Origin of the sequence: Ensifer sp. 2TAB8 (assembly GCF_052115125.1) — a bacterium.
In the GTDB taxonomy this organism is placed as follows: domain Bacteria; phylum Pseudomonadota; class Alphaproteobacteria; order Rhizobiales; family Rhizobiaceae; genus Ensifer.
In genome coordinates this window covers 33,820-51,416 of record NZ_JBFRGB010000024.1, presented here as the reverse complement: position 1 = coordinate 51,416, position 17,597 = coordinate 33,820, and the positions used below count along the sequence as shown (strand labels likewise).

The 17,597-nt window shown below is 62.1% G+C and carries 16 protein-coding genes; 6 read left to right on the top strand and 10 right to left on the bottom strand.

Features of this window, described 5'->3' with window-relative positions; translation table 11 throughout:
• Positions 1 to 511: 511 nt before the first annotated feature.
• Positions 512 to 775 (top strand): hypothetical protein, encoded by a 264-nt coding sequence (locus AB4Z53_RS28190; protein WP_291151503.1) that lies wholly within the window; start codon positions 512 to 514, stop codon positions 773 to 775.
• 85 nt (positions 776 to 860) lie between these two features.
• Here the strand turns inward: AB4Z53_RS28190 and AB4Z53_RS28185 are convergent, their stop codons facing one another.
• Positions 861 to 1,166: a hypothetical protein gene (locus AB4Z53_RS28185; protein ID WP_113540189.1), complete on the bottom strand. Its 306-nt coding sequence runs from the start codon at positions 1,164 to 1,166 to the stop codon at positions 861 to 863.
• Positions 1,167 to 2,034: 868 nt separating this feature from the next.
• On the opposite strand from AB4Z53_RS28185, the gene AB4Z53_RS28180 reads away from it, so the two are divergent.
• Together AB4Z53_RS28180 and aac(3) are read left to right on the top strand one after the other, a co-directional pair.
• Complete coding sequence (locus tag AB4Z53_RS28180) at positions 2,035 to 2,169, top strand: hypothetical protein (RefSeq protein ID WP_441598838.1); 135 nt, start codon at positions 2,035 to 2,037, stop codon at positions 2,167 to 2,169.
• 417 nt (positions 2,170 to 2,586) lie between these two features.
• A complete protein-coding gene (gene aac(3) / locus AB4Z53_RS28175) occupies positions 2,587 to 3,399 on the top strand; it encodes an aminoglycoside 3-N-acetyltransferase (RefSeq protein WP_441598837.1) in 813 nt (270 codons plus the stop codon).
• Between the two features lie 156 nt (positions 3,400 to 3,555).
• On the opposite strand, the gene AB4Z53_RS28170 is transcribed toward aac(3), so the two are convergent.
• The 7 genes from AB4Z53_RS28170 to AB4Z53_RS28140 all read right to left on the bottom strand — a co-directional run bounded on the left by AB4Z53_RS28170 (position 3,556) and on the right by AB4Z53_RS28140 (position 10,724).
• Positions 3,556 to 4,917 carry a serine hydrolase domain-containing protein gene (locus tag AB4Z53_RS28170; RefSeq protein WP_441598836.1) on the bottom strand — a complete coding sequence of 454 codons (1,362 nt, stop codon included), beginning with the start codon at positions 4,915 to 4,917 and terminating at the stop codon, positions 3,556 to 3,558.
• Positions 4,910 to 6,214 carry an amidase family protein gene (locus AB4Z53_RS28165; RefSeq protein WP_441598835.1) on the bottom strand — a complete coding sequence of 435 codons (1,305 nt, stop codon included), beginning with the start codon at positions 6,212 to 6,214 and terminating at the stop codon, positions 4,910 to 4,912. The genes AB4Z53_RS28170 and AB4Z53_RS28165 overlap by 8 nt, the downstream gene beginning before the upstream one ends.
• The gene (locus AB4Z53_RS28160; protein WP_113540183.1) at positions 6,204 to 7,079 is read right to left on the bottom strand and encodes an ABC transporter substrate-binding protein; all 876 of its coding nucleotides are present in this window, start codon (positions 7,077 to 7,079) and stop codon (positions 6,204 to 6,206) included. The genes AB4Z53_RS28165 and AB4Z53_RS28160 overlap by 11 nt, the downstream gene beginning before the upstream one ends.
• Positions 7,080 to 7,141: 62 nt before the next feature.
• Complete coding sequence (locus AB4Z53_RS28155) at positions 7,142 to 8,068, bottom strand: transporter substrate-binding domain-containing protein (RefSeq protein WP_162768909.1); 927 nt, start codon at positions 8,066 to 8,068, stop codon at positions 7,142 to 7,144.
• Positions 8,069 to 8,144: 76 nt separating this feature from the next.
• Complete coding sequence (locus AB4Z53_RS28150; RefSeq protein WP_441598834.1) at positions 8,145 to 9,005, bottom strand: transporter substrate-binding domain-containing protein; 861 nt, start codon at positions 9,003 to 9,005, stop codon at positions 8,145 to 8,147.
• Positions 9,006 to 9,093: 88 nt separating this feature from the next.
• Positions 9,094 to 9,861, bottom strand: coding sequence for an amino acid ABC transporter ATP-binding protein (locus tag AB4Z53_RS28145; protein WP_441598833.1), 768 nt, complete (start codon positions 9,859 to 9,861; stop codon positions 9,094 to 9,096).
• Positions 9,858 to 10,724, bottom strand: coding sequence for an amino acid ABC transporter permease (locus AB4Z53_RS28140; protein ID WP_441598832.1), 867 nt, complete (start codon positions 10,722 to 10,724; stop codon positions 9,858 to 9,860). The genes AB4Z53_RS28145 and AB4Z53_RS28140 overlap by 4 nt, the downstream gene beginning before the upstream one ends.
• 295 nt (positions 10,725 to 11,019) lie before the next feature.
• On the opposite strand from AB4Z53_RS28140, the gene AB4Z53_RS28135 reads away from it, so the two are divergent.
• Genes AB4Z53_RS28135 through hydA form a run of 3 tightly spaced genes read left to right on the top strand, consistent with a single transcriptional unit; the run spans position 11,020 to position 14,389 of the window.
• Positions 11,020 to 12,135 (top strand): NAD/NADP octopine/nopaline dehydrogenase family protein, encoded by a 1,116-nt coding sequence (locus tag AB4Z53_RS28135; RefSeq protein ID WP_441598831.1) that lies wholly within the window; start codon positions 11,020 to 11,022, stop codon positions 12,133 to 12,135.
• Between the two features lie 9 nt (positions 12,136 to 12,144).
• Positions 12,145 to 12,921 (top strand): GntR family transcriptional regulator, encoded by a 777-nt coding sequence (locus AB4Z53_RS28130; protein WP_113540178.1) that lies wholly within the window; start codon positions 12,145 to 12,147, stop codon positions 12,919 to 12,921.
• Between the two features lie 7 nt (positions 12,922 to 12,928).
• Positions 12,929 to 14,389 (top strand): dihydropyrimidinase, encoded by a 1,461-nt coding sequence (hydA, locus tag AB4Z53_RS28125; RefSeq protein ID WP_441598830.1) that lies wholly within the window; start codon positions 12,929 to 12,931, stop codon positions 14,387 to 14,389.
• 261 nt (positions 14,390 to 14,650) lie between these two features.
• Here hydA and AB4Z53_RS28120 read toward each other — a convergent pair whose 3' ends face one another.
• Together AB4Z53_RS28120 and AB4Z53_RS28115 are read right to left on the bottom strand one after the other, a co-directional pair.
• Positions 14,651 to 15,076, bottom strand: a complete 426-nt coding sequence (locus AB4Z53_RS28120; protein ID WP_113540223.1) for a DUF4168 domain-containing protein — start codon at positions 15,074 to 15,076, stop codon at positions 14,651 to 14,653.
• A gap of 1,072 nt (positions 15,077 to 16,148) precedes the next feature.
• The gene (locus AB4Z53_RS28115) at positions 16,149 to 17,582 is read right to left on the bottom strand and encodes an NAD(P)(+) transhydrogenase (Re/Si-specific) subunit beta (protein WP_441598829.1); all 1,434 of its coding nucleotides are present in this window, start codon (positions 17,580 to 17,582) and stop codon (positions 16,149 to 16,151) included.
• Positions 17,583 to 17,597 lie beyond the last annotated feature (15 nt).

Sequence of the window (17,597 nt, the reverse complement as noted above, 5' to 3'; positions counted from 1 at the left end):
CTCGAAAAGTCGGCAAGCGCAAAAGGTTCCACGATCGGACTTCAGTCCGATGCCGGCTCGGTAAAGGTCCTAGTCCCGTTCTTGCCTAGTCCGAACGCCCTATCTCCTCCATTACCAGCCCATGGCGGTTCGGCCCTTAGCGGCCATGGGCGGGCAACGGCTCCAGGGCGGATCAATCATCCCTTCGGACCGTCCTGGTGTCGTTGCCGGTTGAGATCTCGAGGAGGCCAGCGTGTACGAGGTGCATAGATACGGACAGCCGAAGCATCAGTCTTCGACGGGTCTCCCGCTCGCGGTGACGATCGTCACGATGGTGGCAATCGCAGCGTACCTGCTTATCGGAAGTGCGTCCCTGGATAATGGTGGGCAGGCTGTCGCGATTGTCCTGCCAAAGCCCGCGCTGACGATCTCGAAATAAGCCGGCCATCGTAGCTGCGACTTCAGGAACCGGGTCGCGACAGCGGGCAGAGCGGCGGTGGCTTTCCGATGTCATGAAACGGGAGAGACAGTCATGGGATTGATGCACTTGGGCCGAGCGCGCCTGGCGATGGCGCTTCCCGGTTGCCGTCAGCAGCTCCGCTCCACAAAGAGCCAAGATTTGTATGAACTCTTCGAGGCCTATGCCGTCGCGTCGACCGCGCACGACCACTTGATGCACGAAGCCCCCCGTCAAGAGGATCTGGTGAGCGAACTTCAGCAAATCTGTCGGGATCTCCAAATCGACGTCGTCGCTTTGCTTGCCTTGCTCGAGGAACTACAAAGCCAGAAATTGTAAGGGTAAAGGCACCGTCTCCGGCCAGTCGCTCGTTGGACAGCCGGACGCCCCGACACCGCAAGCCAACGCAATGAGCAGGTACGCCCTAGGTTGGCTTAAAGCCCAACACGAAATCGATGACCTTCGACGAGGACATTTCGCAAGGCTTGAGCGTCAAGCCCGAGCCGGAAAGCACATAAAGATTGAAGCTGACAACGTCCGTCCCGCCCAACTCCTCGCCATAGAGCCAGACCCGTTTCCGATCGAGTGAACGTCTGACCGTCACGCCCCAAGGCCGGCCTTCGAAGCTTCCGTGGACGTAGCCTTCGCGCATTTCTGCAAGGGCTTTCTCAAACGCGATGAGCACTTCGGGCTGAAGGTCCGGCTCCGGCTGCGTCACGGCGCGAGGCATTCCTCACATATGCCGCAACCGTCGGCATCCATGCCGGAAGCCAACCGCTTCCTGTGGCAACAGAGACAGATCACGGTGTTTCCCGCCTCATCCCGCTCCGGCGGGATCACTTCAATTTCGTGGTCAGGAATTGCGTTTAGTGCCGGCCGATTCATCTCGAGCCTCCATGTCGAGGATTTTCAGTAGAGATAGGAAGCCTGCAGATGGGCGCAAGATGCTGGCGGCGATGCAGGTTCGAGCGCACACCTGATCGCATGGTTGGGAAGATGTTCGCCCTGGAAAGGAGCTGCCAACAGCAGGAAAGACACAGTGTGGCGCTATTGTCGTTTCGATCTTTTAGTAAGCCGTAATTTTCGAATGCCGAACGGGCAATTTAAAACTATTGCTTAACACTGGTATGTACCAATTCTCATACGCGCACCTCCCGGACTTTCTTCCCGATAGGCGCGGTCAGGACGCTTCTTTTCTGTCGTTGGTTTTCGCAATGAGAGAGGTTCGCAAGCGCATGAACGATTGGAGTACGGATGGGCGTGGCAATGTCAGGTCATCGGCCGTTGTCGGTTGGAGAGCCGAGGCAATCACCGGCGATGAAACCGGCGACGTCTTTTTGAGGATCGAGTTCAGCGTCGATCCAAACCTTACGGATGTGTCGGCGCTACAGTTCAGATTGACCAGGCAACAGGCCGACCACATCGGCGGGACGCTGGGTTCCCTTGCGGATCAGTCGTCCTCGTCAGCGGCCCCTGGCGACTGCCGAAAGGCCTTTGTCTCCAGGTAGCAAACGCCGGATCCAGGAGGCAACGGGAAGCACATGGCCACGCGCAAGGAAATCGCCGATCGCGTCATTGCGAAATAGGCCGAGCGCGGCATGGCGATCGAGCGTGACACCGAGTTTGAGATTCTGCTCAAACTGTGGATCGCCGGCGACGTGCCCATCGACGGCATCCGGCGCCGATACATCACATTGCTTCGGGAGCGTCAGCGAGGGCGCAAGGTCGATTGAAGCTTTGGTGGACCAGTATCAAACGCAAACGGGAGGAGCCGCTCTTGGGATATGACTGGAATGGTCGTCGCGAACGCCGGATGAAGATCGCGAGGTTCGGAACGGCCGTAGCTCTGGCAGCGCTTTTAGTATCGGTGGCAGCCAAGGTCGCAAGCGAAGCCCTCTAGGTCGTGGTGCTCGCTGCAGCTTGTCGGATGTATACTGTGAACATCGCGTAGAACTCGCTTTTCCATCCGACCTCAATTGGGCATTGTTTGCTTCCAAGAGGAGGAACGTCATGTCCTATGATTGGGAAGGCGCCCGTCGGCAGCGCAACAGGCACGCCTGGCTTTGGCTTTCGATCGCRCTCGTCGCCTGGATGGTCGCACTGGCCCTGGCGGCCTGATTTCGAATATCTTGGCCATCCGAGCCGGTTCGATGAAAACCCGGACTGAAATTGCGACGCATCTTCAGCGATTAGGTGTGCGAACGGGCGACCTCGTGATGGTTCACGCCTCTTTGAAAGCCCTTGGCCCCGTCGAAGGCGGAGCATCCGCCATTGTCGGCGCACTTCTCGACGCAGTCGGGCCATCGGGCACACTCATGGGATATGCTTCATGGGACCTCTCGCCCTACGAGGAAACACTGAACGGCGCGCAGATGCCTGACGAACTTCGTCGCGCCTGGCCGCTGTTCGACCCCGCAACTGCTCGAACACATCCGGGCTTTGGCCTGCTCAATCAATTCCTTGTCGACGCGCCCGGCGCGCGCCGTAGCGCTCACCCTGACGCATCGATGGTTGCGATTGGGCCTCTTTCTGAAGCGTTGACGGAGCCTCATCGCCTCGGCCAGGCACTGGGAAAAGGTTCGCCTGTCGAACGGTTTGTCGAACTGGGAGGAAATGTCCTCCTGCTGGGTGCACCCTTGAACTCCGTTACCGCGCTGCATTACGCGGAAGCCATAGCCAATATCCCCGGCAAGCGGCGCGTGACCTATGAGATGCCGCTTCGTGGCCCGAATGGCGAAACGGTGTGGGAGACTGCCGAGGACTTTGACAGCAATGGTATTCTCGATTGTTTTGCGGTCGACGGCGAGCCGGACGCAGTCGAAACGATCGCCAAAGCCTATGTTGCGATCAACCGGCATCGAAGCGGCCAAGTTGGAGACGCCTTCTGCCACCTCTTCGGCGCGCGGGACATCGTGTCGTTTGGCGTGGCGTATCTCGAACATCGATTTGGCAGGGGCGCGTAGGCGTCGACGGCCGGTCTTCGGCCGCGGACTCGCCATGGAATGATCACTCGCGACATCGCGATGATCGATGCGAGCGGACGATCCGCATTGCCGGTCGCGGTCGCCCTCCTCTTCCTACCTCACGCCTGGATCCGCTGCTTGCCGGTGCTCACCCCCTCACAGCCAAAAGCGGGTGCTCTTTGGGGTCGCTCGCATACCGTCGTGCGCATAGAGACGGCCGGGAGCTTTGGGGTGGCGCAGGAAGTGGAGTTCCTTGTCGGCCGCGGCGAAGGAATGGGGCGAGCATTGCCGGAGGCGCTCCTGGGCGGGGCCGGCTGCGTCTGCGGTCTTGGCACCGAACCAGTGGAGAGCGTCCTGCGGGGAGTAAGCTTCAGCGAGCAGGAGCTCGTCGTTCGGCTGCATGGCCACGGTCAACGTCGCGTTCAGCCGAGCGTAGCAACCCGACGGATCGGCTTCCGGCGGCATTGTCCAATCTTCGTATCCTGCGAGGGGCTCGACGAAGGCCCCAGGGTCAGGGGTGGCGGTGACGGTGCGCAGGATTTTATCCGCGAGCCGTCCGACACGCGGAGCGGTCCAAGCGGCATTGGTAGCGACAACGACGGTTTCCGGTCGGCCCTCACAAAGACGCACGGCACATGCTTGGCCGACTGTGGTGCCGTCATGTCCCCAAGCGAAGGTCTTCTCGCCGAACCCGTAGCGAGCGATCCCTGGTGCCCAACCGGCATAGCGCCAGCCGATCGTCGGCACGAGCGAAGGCCGTTGATTCGGTCCTAGTCGCCCACGCAGGACGCGCAACAGCCTCGCAAGGTCTGCTGGCGTTCCGGCCAGGCCGCCGCCGGGCGCCAGCGCGACAGGCGCATACCAGCGGGCGGCCGGCAGTGCGGGGGCACCTTCCGATGGCGGTGCGTCATGGCCCGTCGCCGTCGGTCGCACGAGGAACGTCTCCGCCCGGGCCGAAAGGGAATGGTCGCCGAGATACCGGGCGATCCGGTCCTCCGCAAAGGCCTCCCAGATCTGGCCAGTCAGGACTTCCGTCAGATAGCCGGCAAGCACATAGCCCGAATTGGAATAAGAGAAGAGATCGCCCGGCCTTGCGATCATCGGCAAGGCAACGATGGCACGGGCAGCAGCTCGACGGGCCTCACCGCCCTGCCCCATATCCGCCCACCATTGGGAATCGAGCCCACTCGTGTGATTGAGGAGATGGCGAGCGGTGACGCTATGAAAGGCAAGATCATTGCTGGCTGCAAGATCCGGCGCAATCGCAACCGCCAACGTTTCCAGGTCGAGTCCTCTGTCGGCAAGCGCTTCGATCAAAAGGAAGGCCGTGACCATCTTTGACACAGAGCCAAACTGAAAAGCGAAATGCGCGCTTACCGGCGTTCGCGTCAAAGGATCGGCAACGCCAGCGACAAGGCATCGGATCGTCCGACCGTCATCCACGGCCACCGAGATTCCCGGTGCCCCAGTCTCGTCAAGCCATTGGCGCAGGAGGCGCGAGAGTTCTTCTTCATGCATTGGACATCTCCAACTGACGCGCGCAGGCAAGCAGCGTCGCAAGCGAAATGCCCAGCCCGGTCAGCATCACTGAGCGGGTGCCCGCCTCTTCCCGCAGGAGCGGCAGGGATACGCTGTCGAGATCGTAGATATTGGCAAGGATGGTGAAACGCCCGGTAGTTGCGGAAAGGTCCTGCGGGCTTGCAGCACCATTGCGCGCGTCCGGCGACGGAAGGCTGGGCGTGAGGAGAAGATCGACGCCGCTTGAAAGCGCCGCCTCAAGCAAGCGGGCGCGATGATCGGCAAGCCGACACCTTGCCGCAGCCGCCTCGACCGGCGCAATCACCTCACCCTGGCGCATCGTGCGGGCGACGGCTGGCATATAGATCTCCGGATGGGCCGCCAATAGCGGAGCATGGAAGGTCCAGTTGTCGAAATTCACGGCTATCAGGAAATCGCGGCTCGCCGCCTCGCCGATCCACAGCGGCACCGGCACGACGGCATGCCCCATCTGCACCAGCCTTTCAGCCGCAGCATCAAGTGCCTGCTCTGCAGCTGGTACAATAGCGCTGCGGGCTGCATCGGGAATGCCGACGACGAGCGGACCAGGCTGTTCCGCCTCCAGCGCCGTGCGCAGCATGCTCGGGCAACGCTCAATCACAGCCGTGATATCCGCCACGCTGCGGGCAATCAGCCCGGTGCTCTGCCCGAAGAGTGCGCCATTGACCTCGCCCTCGTCGCAGATCGTTCCCTTTTTTGGACGCAGACCGGCAACACCGGCAAGAGCCGCCGGCTTGCGCAACGAACCACCGCCATCGGTCCCAATGGCGAGCGCCGTGAAGCCGGCCGCAACTGCGACTGCTCCGCCCACGGTCGAGCCGCCGGCGTAGTGGTCCGGTCCGCGCAACGAGCGCGTCGTGGCAGGCCCCGCGCTCGAGCCGAACTGGTGCGTCGCCTGTTTTGCAACAACCACTGCGCCCGCATCTTGCAACGCGGCCACGGCCGCGCTTGGCTTCAAGGGCAGAAGCTCCCCGAGATCAACAGGGGTTCCCGCCCTGGTCGGCAGGCCGGCGACGGCGATGGTATCCTTCACACCGAGAGAAACACCGGCAAGCGGCCTGCCGCAGCCCGCGTCAAGCCGCGCGTCGAGCCGGGCGAGCTCCTTCTCGATCCAGCTCCAGGCGGGATCACACAGGGAATGCAGCTTTGCATCTTCACGCCCGATCTTTGCGAAAAGCGCCGCATAGGCGGCCGGCAGCAGCTGCCTTTCGGCAAGCGCCCTTTCCGCGATTTCGGCCAAGGGGCGGTCAAACAACACCGAGGTGATCCGTCAGTTGCCTGCCTTGCGCAAGCAACCCGTTCTGCTGGAGGGCCGTGGACCAGCGCTCGAGCTGGTCGCGCTGGACAGCGCTCGTCGACGCCCACAGACTGATCGACTGATAACAGGCAAGGATCTTGACGAGCCGCTCCGGTGTATAGTGCGGGAAATAGGGCGCCACAGTGCTGGCGATGGTTTCGGCTGATTGCGCGGCAAGCCATTTTTGGCTGTCGTCCAGCGCCGCGGCAAAGCGAGTAAAGAGCTGCCGCTTCGCTTCCAGCACCGTCCGATCGGCCAAGTAGACGCTCCAGGGAAGACGACCGGCCTGGCTGCTGACAGGCAGGGTCACACGCAGGTCGTCGCGTAGTGCCACCTCGCCATCGACGAAGAACACGTCGCCGACACCCCGCACGAACTCGGCCACGGCGTCTTCTGCGGTGAAACCGAAGATAAGCTTCACGTCGGCAAGTGTCAGTCCCGCCCGGCCGAGCGCATAGACAAAGGCCGCCCAGGCGGTCGGCGCTTCGCCGGGATAGACGACGATGGTCTTCCCGCGCAAGTCAGGCCAGGCAAGTGCAGCGGTTCCGTCCAAGCGCTGCGCGAGCATATGGCGGGTCTGTTGGTTGCTTTGCGCCACGATGACCGGGTTCATCCCTGTCTCCGCCAGCCTCAGGCCGTAAACGCAACTTCCAAGCAGAAGATCGACATCACCCCGATTGACCGCTCCGACCGTGTCCTCGACCGTGCCATTGCTCTTGTAGAACGTAAGGTCGATCGACTGCGCGGCGAACCGACCAGTCGCCAGGCCCACATATTGGGGGACATAGGCAAGGTCGTGCGCGCAGGAAATTCTCAAAGTATCCATGTTCAAGCCCTGTTCGACGTCGCGTGTGGGGCAGGCGAAACCCGCCCCACACCTTGGCCCAATCACATTTCGCCGTTTGTCGGCACGTTAACGACGACTTCGTCGATCACGACGTTAGGCTGGCCGTAATGTTCCGCAATCGCAGCGAGCGTGCCATCGGCCTTGATGGCCTTGGCCGCTGCCGCAATTGCAGCGGTCAACTCCGTTTCAGCTTTCAGCACCCCGAAGCCACCGTTCTGCGGGCTCCAGCCATGCTTGCGCTCTTCGGCCTTCACGATACGGAACAGGCCTGCGTTCTCTTTGGCCGCAACGAGGCTTTCGGCGGCCGACATGTTGACGATTTGCGCGTCCGCCGAGCCGCTCTTGATGGCGAGGAGGGCTGCATTGGAATCTGGCAGAGTCTTGATGACGATCTCAGCCTTTCCTGCGGCCTTGCACTGGGGCTGGATCTTGTCGATGAAGGTGCCAAAGACGTCGCCGCTCTGCCGCGTGACGGTCTTGCCACACAGATCCGGTAGATCCCTGATCGATTGGTCACCGGCCCGGGCGAGAACGACATTGCCGAGCGTCGTATAGTTGATGAAGTTGATCACCTTCTCGCGCTCCGCCGTGTCCCCCATCGAGGCGGCGATCACGTCGTATTTGTGCGCCAGAACGCCGGGAATGATGCCGTCGAACTGCGCGTTCTCAAAGGTGGCTGTAACGCCCAGCTTGGCCGCGACCGCCCGCGAAACGTCGATGTCGATGCCGGTCAATTCGCCCTTGTCGTCGTAGAATTCGAAGGGCGCATAGGGCGCTGAGGTCACGAAACGCAGCGTTCCATTGAACTTGGCGGGAACGAGGGCGGCAACTGCCGCATCCTTGGTGATTGTCCTGCCGACGACGGTTTGGTCCGTCTCATCGGCTGCGGCGGCCGGAAGCGAGCCAACAGAGGCTGAAAGCGCAGTAATGAAGGCGAGCGAAAGAAATGCGTGTGTGTCGAGTTTCATGCGTGTCCCCATTTTATGTTTGCGAGATAAGCGAAGGAATTCATGCGTGGCGGATGCGAAGCCCAAATCGGGCTCGTCACAGCTCTCCACTGGTCGGTGTGTTCACGCCCACCTCATCGATGATGATGCTGGGGTTGCCGTAGTGATCGGCGATAGCCTGAAGGGTTCCCTCAGCCTTGGCCGCCTTCAATGCGGCCTCGATCGCAGCGGCCAACTCCGTTTCGGCCTTCAGCACGCCCAGGCCGCCATTGGAAAGCCGCCATCCGCGCGGGCTGTGCGCGGGACGCACGATGCGGAACAGGCCGCTGTTTGCCTTTGCGCGCATCAAGCTTTCAGCCGCCGAAAGGTTGACGATCTGGGCATCCGCGGAGCCGCTCTTGATCGCCAGCAAGGCGGCGTTGGAATCCGGCAGCGTCTTGATGGTGATCTCGCTCTTGCCCGCACCCTGGCATCGCGGCTGGACCTTCTCGATGAACGTGGCGAACACGTCGCCGCTTTCGCGGGTGACGGTCTTGCCGCAAAGGTCGACGAGATCGTTGATCGACTGATCCGAGGCCGGCACCACGACGACATTGCCCAGAGTTCTGTAATTGATGAAGTTGAGAACCTTCTCCCGCTCCAGTGTATCGCCCATGCCGGCGGCGATAACATCGGCCTTTCCGGCCTGGAGGCTGGGAATGGCGCCATCGAACTTGACGTTGATGAACGTGATATCAACGCCCATCTTCGCGGCGATGGTTTTGACGACATCGACTTCGATCCCGGTCAACTCCCCGTTGTCGTCGAAATACATCCAGGGGTGATAGGGGACCGAAACGACGAAGCGCAGGCCCCCGTTGAATTTGGCCGGAACAAGGGCGGCAATCGTCTCGTCCCGCGTTATCGTCTTGCCGACGATGACCTGGTCGGTCGAGGCACCCGCTTGTGCGAATGTCACTCCCCCATTCATAGCGAGCGCAAGGGCGGCCGAGGCCGCGAAGCGAAATGCTCTGCTGGCGAATTTCATAGGTGTTCCCTTTTTTTCTTTAGAGAAGTCTTCGAAGAAATTCTCGGGTACGTTCCTGCTGCGGCGCAGCCAGGACCGTGCCGGGTTCGCCCTGCTCGACGATTTCTCCGTCAGCCATGAAGACCACCCGGTCACAGACCTCGCGGGCGAAACCGATCTCGTGCGTGACGACGATCATCGTCATGCCTTCGCGGGCGAGTGTGCGCATCACCTCAAGCACATCGCCGACGAGTTCGGGGTCGAGCGCGCTGGTTGGTTCGTCGAAGAGCATGACGCGGGGTCGCATCGCCAGGGCCCGGGCAATCGCGATGCGCTGCTGCTGGCCGCCAGAGAGCTGCGAGGGGTAATGGTCGGCCCAGTCGGCAAGTCCGACGAGGTCGAGCAAGTACCGGGCGTGGTTATAGACCTGCGCGCGCGGCTGCTTGAGAACGCCGATCGGCCCTTCGACGATATTCTCCAGCACCGTCATGTGCTGGAACAGGTTGAAGCTCTGAAACACCATGCCGATGCCGCGCCGCTGGTGGGAGAGAGCCTTGTCGGAAAGCTCGTGCAACTCGCCTTTCTTCATGGCGTAGCCGACGGGATCGCCCCCGACCAGAACGCAGCCACTATCGGGAGACTCCAGATGGTTCATGCAGCGCAGGAGAGTGCTCTTTCCCGAACCGCTCGGGCCGATCATCGCCACGACCTCGCCCTCGGCAATGTCGAGGCTGATGCGTTTCAGGACCACCTTGTGTCCATAGGATTTCGTCAGTGTTCTGACGCTAACGAGAGGTTCAGCGTTCATTGGGCCAACTTCTCCTTGCCGACGAGACCAATTGCCTGGGAATTCCGGGCCGTGGCGCGCCGCGGCCTGCGGCGCGGCTTTGAACGGGCGGTCGACTGACCGTACCGCCGCTCGAGCCAGGATTGTGGGATCGTGAGAATGCTGACCATGAACAGGTACCAGATGCTGGCCACGATCAGCAGCGGGATGATCTGGAATGTCTGGGAATAGACGCGCTGCAGGTTGGTCATCAGGTCTGCACCGGCGATCACCGAAACGAGCGAGGTCGCCTTCAACATTGATATGACCTCGTTACCCATCGGCGGAATGATGACCCGAAGCGCCTGCGGCATCACGACCCGCCGGAACGTGCGGAACTGCGTCATCCCGACGGAGCGCGCCGCCTCGACCTGCCCGCGCGGTACCGAGAGGATGCCGCCGCGGACAATTTCCGCCGCGTAGGCGGCCTCGTTGAGCGACAGAGCAAGCATGGCGGCGACCATCGGCGTGACGACCTGCGCGGTCGGCACGGAAAACAGGGTCCCGACAAAAGGCAGGGTCAAGGAGAGGTTCGGCGTGAAGATGCCGAGATAGCCCCAGAAGATAAGCTGGACGAGAAGCGGCGTACCCCGAAAGATCCACACATAGAGTCGCGCAAGGCTGGACAGCACCCAGTTGCTCGACAGCAGCATCATGGCAAGGACAATTGCGCCGACAAGACCGATCACCATGGAGACGACCGTCAGATAAAGTGTCACGGCGACGCCCTGCAGCGTCACGTCCTTGAACAGATACTCAAGGATGACCGCCTGATCGATGACGGGGTTCTGCGACAGGTTCCAGAAGACGTAGGCAAGAACGGCGATGCAAGCGACGGYGGCCACCGGCGTCCAGGGCTGGTGTCGCGAAAAGATCGGGGCGTCATCGGGTATGGCGACCCCCGCCCCGCCAGCGAATGCCGCGTCAGCGGGCGCGGCTCTGTGGATGTTTCTGCCTGCACTGCTCACCAGAATTCCCTCCCGTCAACGACCGCTCGGCTGACCCAGTTGCCGCGGTGCCGCCCCGGCATGCGGCGCCCTTCGGCGGCGCTCTGCTCTTGAAGACGTCGGCTCATCGCATTCCTCCCTCGATGTCATGTCTTGCAATTCAATTCATCATGTTGTTATGATGACATCACAAATGAAGTCGATCCGCAAGAGGGGTATTTCAATGAAGGATGATTGGGCATTCGTCGGAATGGGAGCATCGGGCGCCGGATTGGCGGCTCACGCCCACCAAAGAGGGGTCCGCATTGCCGCGTGGTATGATTCGGACCCGGCGGTCGAAGCGGGCGTAACTGCGCAGGGCGGTTTCCTCTACTCAGGCATTTTCGGCGAGGGGCTGCTCGCCCTCCCGCCCATGGCGCAGACGCCGGACGAGCTGGCGCCCGCGCCGGTCATTGTCGTGTCCGTGACGGCGGACCAGCATGCGGCAGTGGCCGAGCGCCTAGCTGGCGTTCTTACCGATAACCACCTCGTGGTCCTGCATTGCGGTTATGTCGGTGGCGGGCGCATCTTCTCGCTCGCACTTGAGGCGGCAGGCGCCAAAGGTCGCCCGAAAATCGTTGAAACCATGAATTCGCTGCACCTTGCCGGCCGGCCGAGCCCGGCGCGGATGGTGGCACGCAGCCACAAGCAGTGGCTGGAAACAGTGGGCACGGCGCCTGGCGACGCGGAGTTCGCCCTGTCCCGGATCGGCGCGCTCTGGCCGGAATTGAAACTCGGCAAGAATGCCTTGCAATGCGGCCTCAACAATCCCAACAGCCTGGGCCACCTGCCGGTGATGCTCGGCCATCTTGGCCTTTTGAAAGCCGATCACGGCGCGCTCACCACTGGCGTCCTGCATTTCGGGGAAGCCTATACGGAGCTGGTCGGCAACCTGGCGGACGCCTTCGAGCGCGAACGTCTGGCAGTCATCCGCGCACTCGGCCTCGATCCGCTCCCGGTCGCCGATTTCGACGCGCTGGCCTATCCACCGGGCACCCGCCTGGAAGAGGTCGAACGCTTTGGTCCGAAGCTGCAGATGCGCTACCTCACCGAGGACTTGCCCTGCGATCTGGTACCCTTCGAGGACATCGCGCGGTTGGTCGCTTGCCCTACCCCGCTCACAACCGCGATGATCGACCTTGTCAACAGCGCGTTCCGTTGCAATTTTCGCGAGACCGGTCGAACCGTGGAAAAACTGGGAATTGACTGGATTGCCGAAAATGCCCCCGCCGTGACGGCGTTCCGGGCAGCGCGGCGCGCAACGAGATAGGATTCAAAGATGATGGGATCGCCCCTGGCCGGAAAGCTCTACATGCAGGTTCAGTACGACCTGCAACGCCGCATCTCCTCCGGCGAGTTCGAACCGGAAGAGATGCTGCCCACGGAAGAGCAGCTGTGCCGTGAATATGGCGTGAGCCGCATTACCGTGCGGCGCGCGGTCGACGGGCTGGTGGCCGATCTCTTCGTCGTGCGGCGCCAGGGGGTCGGCACCTTCGTCGCCGGCTTCCGCCATGCACTGCAATCAGTGCGCCTGCGAGCCTACCTGGAGGATATCCTGGCACTCGACCGGCATTTGCGGTTCCGGCTGCTGGGAACCGACACCCGGTCCCCGCCCGAACGGGTGGCTGAGCGGCTGCGATTGGCCGAAAAGGCACTTGTCTCCCATGAGAGCACCATCGTTCTCCTGAACGACCAACCCTTCATGGTGGGCGAGGGCTACTTCCCCGCCGACCTGGTCCTTGCCATCGACCCGGAGGATTTCGCCAGCCACGAGCAGCCGACGGAGCGCATCCTCCGCCGGGCGGGCCTTCGCATCGCCTACGGCGAGCAGAGCATTAGCGCGACGGCCATTCCCGAGGCCTTCGCCGTCCATCTCGACCTTGCGGCGGGAACTCCCGTGATCCAGGTCGAGCGGCTTTACTTCGACGACCGCGGCACTCCCGTCGCCTTCATCAACGGCTTCTACCACCCCGAACGCTATCAGCTCACCGCCGATATCGTTCCGCGCGGGGGTGCGGCGCCGCAAATCGTTCCCCTTTCCAAAGATCGGAAGTGAGTATTTCATGTCCCAGTTCGACCTCGTCGTCCGGAACGCGCGCTGCGCCACCGCGTCGGACATTTTCATGGCCGATATCGGCATCACCGATGGCCGCATCCACACACTCGGCCAGTCGCTCAGCCCCGGGCGGCGCGAAATCGATGCGGGCGGACGCTGGGTGCTGCCGGGCGGCGTCGATAGCCATGTGCACGTCGACCAACGGCAGACAGGCGGCGGACTGACAGCCGATACGTTCACGACGGGCAGCGTTGCCGCGGCCTGCGGCGGCACCACGACCATGATTCCCTTTGCGACGCAGGATCGCGGCCAAACGCTACGCTGGGCGATCGAAGAATATCACGACCGCGCGAACGGCAAGACGGCAATCGACTACAATTTCCACCTCATCGTCGCCGATCCGACGGCTGCGGCGCTGCAGGAAGAGTTGCCGGACATCATTGCCGGCGGCTGCACCTCGCTGAAATTCTTCACCGTCTATGACGATGTGATGCTCAAGGATCGCCAGCTGCTCGACGCCATGGCCGCCGCCCGGCGCGAGGGCGCCATGGTCATGATCCATTGCGAGAATGCCGCCGGCATCGCCTGGGTGACGGAACGGCTCCTGGAGCGCGGCCTGCATGCGCCGAAATACCATCCCGCCGCGCGCCCTGCCATCATGGAACAGGAGGCGATCTACCGCATGACCGCCTTTGCGGAAGTGACCGGCGTGCCGCTGATGGTCGTTCATGTCTCCAGCGGCGAATCGATAGGTATCATTGCCGCCGCCCGACGCCGCGGCGTTACCGTCCATGCCGAGACCTGCCCGCAATACATCGCGCTCGATTCGACCGACCTCGACCGGCCTGGCTTGGAGGGCGCCAAGGCGCTCTGCAGCCCACCGCCCCGCTGGCAGGGTAACGACGAAGCGATCTGGCAAGGGATCGAAGACGGCTTCTTCGACGTCTTTTCCTCCGACCACAGTCCCTACCGTTTTGATTCGACCGGCAAGTTCCCTCATGGCAGCGACGTGCCGTTCAACCGCATGTCGAGCGGCGTGCCGGGCATCGAGACCCGCTCGCCGATCCTGTTTTCCGAAGGCGTCATGACCGGTCGCATCGACATCAACCGCTTCGTCGCGCTCAATTCCACCAACGCGGCGAAGATCTACGGCCTCTACCCGCGAAAGGGCACTATCGCCGTCGGCTCGGACGCGGATCTGTGCATCTGGGACGACCAGTACGAGACGGTGATCGACAACGACCGTCTCCACCACTCGGTCGATTACACGCCCTATCAGGGCTTGCGCATCAAGGGCTGGCCAGCCGTCACCCTGTTGCGCGGCAAGGTGATCGCCGAATACCATACCTTCTGTGGCAAACCCGGCGCCGGCCAATTCCTCCCTGCCGAAAAGCGCACGCGCGGCAAGACCCAGACGCCGACCGAGGCAGAACTGGCAAGGCTCGGCGTCCCGGATCTAGTGGAGTAAGCGGACGCAGCTCGCAGGCCGCGCACTCGACGGAATCACGCTTCACTGACCCTGCTGCCAGTGACTGAGTGACGGGCGACATACTGCCCGATCACTTTGTGATGCGCGTACCGTCTCTGGCCGCGAAAGCGGCCAGAGACGGTTGGCACCCGTAGACAGTGCCTGGGCCGACCGGCAGGGTACCGTCGCACAGCGGGGAGCCCGCAACTTGGTTCGCGGGCGCCAGATAGTTTCTGGCGAACCGGATTCTTCCGAGACCGGTTAATTCTGTACGGGAGCGGTCTTTTGAAGCTCTGCCTGAACCTTCTTGGCGACGGTCGGATCGCTCTGCGCCGCTGTAAGGATTGCCGAATATTCTTCGACCGAAATGGCAGGTGAGGCTTTGACCGCATCGACCATCTTCTTGCTACCTTCGGTCTGCAATTGCTTCTTCGCCGCTTCGTCCGATGTTGCCTCTATCTTCGCGGAATATTCCTGCCTGACCTTGTCGACCTGAAGATAAGCAACCGCGAAAGCCTCGATCTTTTGTTCGCTGATAGCGGCCCCCGCGCCCTTGCTGTCAGCCTGGCCCTGCGTCGGCTGGGTCTGTTGCGCCTGGGCAATCTCAAGGGCGGATGCCGGGCTGAATACCATGAGACCGAAGACTGCAGCCGTGAACGACGCAATGGGCTTGTAACCGGTGATCATATTCATTCCTCTATGATGTGCATGGTGTGATCGGAAGCGACACTGCCTTTCAATCGCCCCCTAGGTCGGCCGGATACCGAACGCGTCGCTGACGATGGAATCCTGGGAAGGGCTAGGTGCGGCGGTACCGGGGCAATTTGCTGACCATTACACGGCAGCTTTACGGCTCATCCGACGAAGCCTGCTCCATCAAGAACTGTTTTCTTCGCCGCCCTCGAACGCATATTTTCCAGCTGACGGATGCATTCGAGATTGATCTGGCCGATTTCGATCGATCAGGTGGTGTCACAGGTCGAGCCACATCTCACACGCCGAAACGCCGACTGTCGCTACCGGATGGCAATTGCGATCTTGATTTCGGCGCCGCATTACCGGCACGCCCCTCGGCGGATAGTTCGACCTTTCCCGGGTCCTCGAGAGGCCGCAGTGGGCTGGCCTGCCTCGCGATCACCCGGTTCCTGTATTCTAGTTTCAGGGGTAGCTTGCTGCATGCAGGTCGAATTGTTTCTAAAGAACCCGCCGCATTTCCCCGAGGTTCTCGTAGCCGACGCGAGAGCACAACCGTCCGATCGTCGTGCCCGAAACGCCACAGGCTGCGGCAACGGACTCTACGGTTCCAAAAGCCACGATTTCTGGCTGGCTTAAGATACGATGCATAGCGCGCCTGGGCGAAGCCGGCAGCGCGATCCGCCGCTCGACAATCCTCTGTTTCAGCCAAGACTTTGCGGGGCCGATCGGCTTTTTTGGAAAAGCGCTTCAGACATGGACGGTGCGGCCTTCGACTGCGCTCGTTCTTGCCGCATCAAGAACCGCGAGAACGGCAATCGCCTCCTCTGCCGTCACCGGGGGCCGGCCATTGCCGGCGATCGCCGCGGCGGAGGCCCCGTAGTCGTCGTGATAGCGACCTTGCTCCGAGGGAATACGTTCATTGCCTTCGGCCGTCCGAAGTGTTCCCCACAGGGGCGACCGATTGGACGATCCTCGCCCCAGCGCCCGACAGTTGCCTAGCTCTTGCACGGCATCGAACCACCGCCCCGCGCAGGCGGGGCGGTGAGTTCAGTTTGAGATACGGCTACGCCAGCGCCGGCAGCAACTGGTCGATGCTTTTCTTGGCGTCGCCGTAGAACATGCGGGTGTTGTCCTTGTAGAACAGCGGGTTCTCGATGCCGGAATAACCGGTCCCCTGACCACGTTTGGAGACGAACACCTGCTTGGCCTTCCAGACCTCGAGCACCGGCATGCCTGATATCGGCGAGTTCGGGTCTTCCTGGGCGGCCGGATTGACGATGTCGTTGGAGCCAATGACGATGACGACATCGGTTTCGTGGAAGTCCTCGTTGATCTCGTCCATCTCCAGCACGATGTCGTAGGGAACCTTCGCTTCGGCCAAGAGCACGTTCATGTGGCCCGGCAACCGGCCGGCGACCGGATGAATGGCAAAGCGCACGTTCTTGCCGGCCGCCCGCAGCTTGCGGGTAAGCTCGGAGACCGACTGCTGCGCCTGCGCCACCGCCATGCCGTAGCCCGGCACGATGATGACGCTGTCGGCGTCGTTGAGGGCGGCGGCCACGCCTTCGGCATCGATGGCGATCTGTTCGCCGGTGATTTCCATGGCCGGGGCCGTGGTGGCGCCGAAGCCGCCGAGGATGACCGACAGGAAGGAGCGGTTCATCGCCTTGCACATGATGTAGGAGAGGATCGCGCCGGACGAGCCGACCAGCGCGCCGGTGACGATCAACAGGTCATTGCCGAGCGTGAAGCCGATGGCGGCCGCCGCCCAACCGGAATAGCTGTTCAGCATCGACACGACCACCGGCATGTCGGCACCGCCGATGCCCATGATCAGGTGGTAGCCGATGAAGAATGCCGCGAGCGTCATGGCGAGCAGCGTCCAGGTGCCGGCACCGTTGACGTAGAGCACCAGCAGCACGAGCGAGAGCAGTGCGGCACCTGCATTGAGCAGATGACCGCCCGGCAGCTTCTTTGCCTTGCCGTCGACCTTGCCGGCGAGCTTGCCGAAGGCGATGACGGAGCCGGTGAAGGTGACGGCGCCGATGAAGACGCCGAGGAAGACCTCGACCTTCATGATAGACAGCTCCACCGGTTCCTTGTGCGCAAGGATCGCGGCAAAACCGGTCAGCGCAGAGCGGGCCGCCGCGTCGAGGCCGGCAACGTCAACCGCTTCGATATGGGCGTTGAAGCCGATGAACACGGCAGCCAGACCGACGAAGGAATGGAGTGCGGCAACGAGCTGCGGCATCTCGGTCATCTGGACGCGGGAGGCGACGAAGTGGCCGAGCACGGCGCCGCCCGCGATCATCAGCACGATGACAAGCCAATTGCCGACGTCAGGTCCGAAGACCGTGGCGATGATGGCAAGGCCCATGCCGGTCATGCCGTACCAGACGGCGCGCTTGGCGCTTTCCTGGCCCGAAAGCCCGCCGAGCGAGAGGATGAAGAGAACGGCTGCCGCGATATAGGCGGCCGATACGATACCGATCATCATATTGATTACCCCTGC

Bases quoted from the DNA above. Each gene is read 5' to 3' on its own strand.
- AB4Z53_RS28180 (WP_441598838.1), top strand. From the start codon at position 2,035: ATGGCGATCGAGCGTGACACCGAGTTTGAGATTCTGCTCAAACTGTGG.
- AB4Z53_RS28130 (WP_113540178.1), top strand. From the start codon at position 12,145: ATGATGGGATCGCCCCTGGCCGGAAAGCTCTACATGCAGGTTCAGTAC.
- AB4Z53_RS28160 (WP_113540183.1), bottom strand. From the start codon at position 7,079: ATGGATACTTTGAGAATTTCCTGCGCGCACGACCTTGCCTATGTCCCC.
- AB4Z53_RS28170 (WP_441598836.1), bottom strand. From the start codon at position 4,917: ATGCATGAAGAAGAACTCTCGCGCCTCCTGCGCCAATGGCTTGACGAG.
- AB4Z53_RS28135 (WP_441598831.1), top strand. From the start codon at position 11,020: ATGAAGTCGATCCGCAAGAGGGGTATTTCAATGAAGGATGATTGGGCA.
- AB4Z53_RS28185 (WP_113540189.1), bottom strand. From the start codon at position 1,166: ATGCCTCGCGCCGTGACGCAGCCGGAGCCGGACCTTCAGCCCGAAGTG.
- AB4Z53_RS28190 (WP_291151503.1), top strand. From the start codon at position 512: ATGGGATTGATGCACTTGGGCCGAGCGCGCCTGGCGATGGCGCTTCCC.
- AB4Z53_RS28145 (WP_441598833.1), bottom strand. From the start codon at position 9,861: ATGAACGCTGAACCTCTCGTTAGCGTCAGAACACTGACGAAATCCTAT.
- hydA (WP_441598830.1), top strand. From the start codon at position 12,929: ATGTCCCAGTTCGACCTCGTCGTCCGGAACGCGCGCTGCGCCACCGCG.
- AB4Z53_RS28115 (WP_441598829.1), bottom strand. From the start codon at position 17,582: ATGATGATCGGTATCGTATCGGCCGCCTATATCGCGGCAGCCGTTCTC.
- AB4Z53_RS28120 (WP_113540223.1), bottom strand. From the start codon at position 15,076: ATGATCACCGGTTACAAGCCCATTGCGTCGTTCACGGCTGCAGTCTTC.
- AB4Z53_RS28155 (WP_162768909.1), bottom strand. From the start codon at position 8,068: ATGAAACTCGACACACACGCATTTCTTTCGCTCGCCTTCATTACTGCG.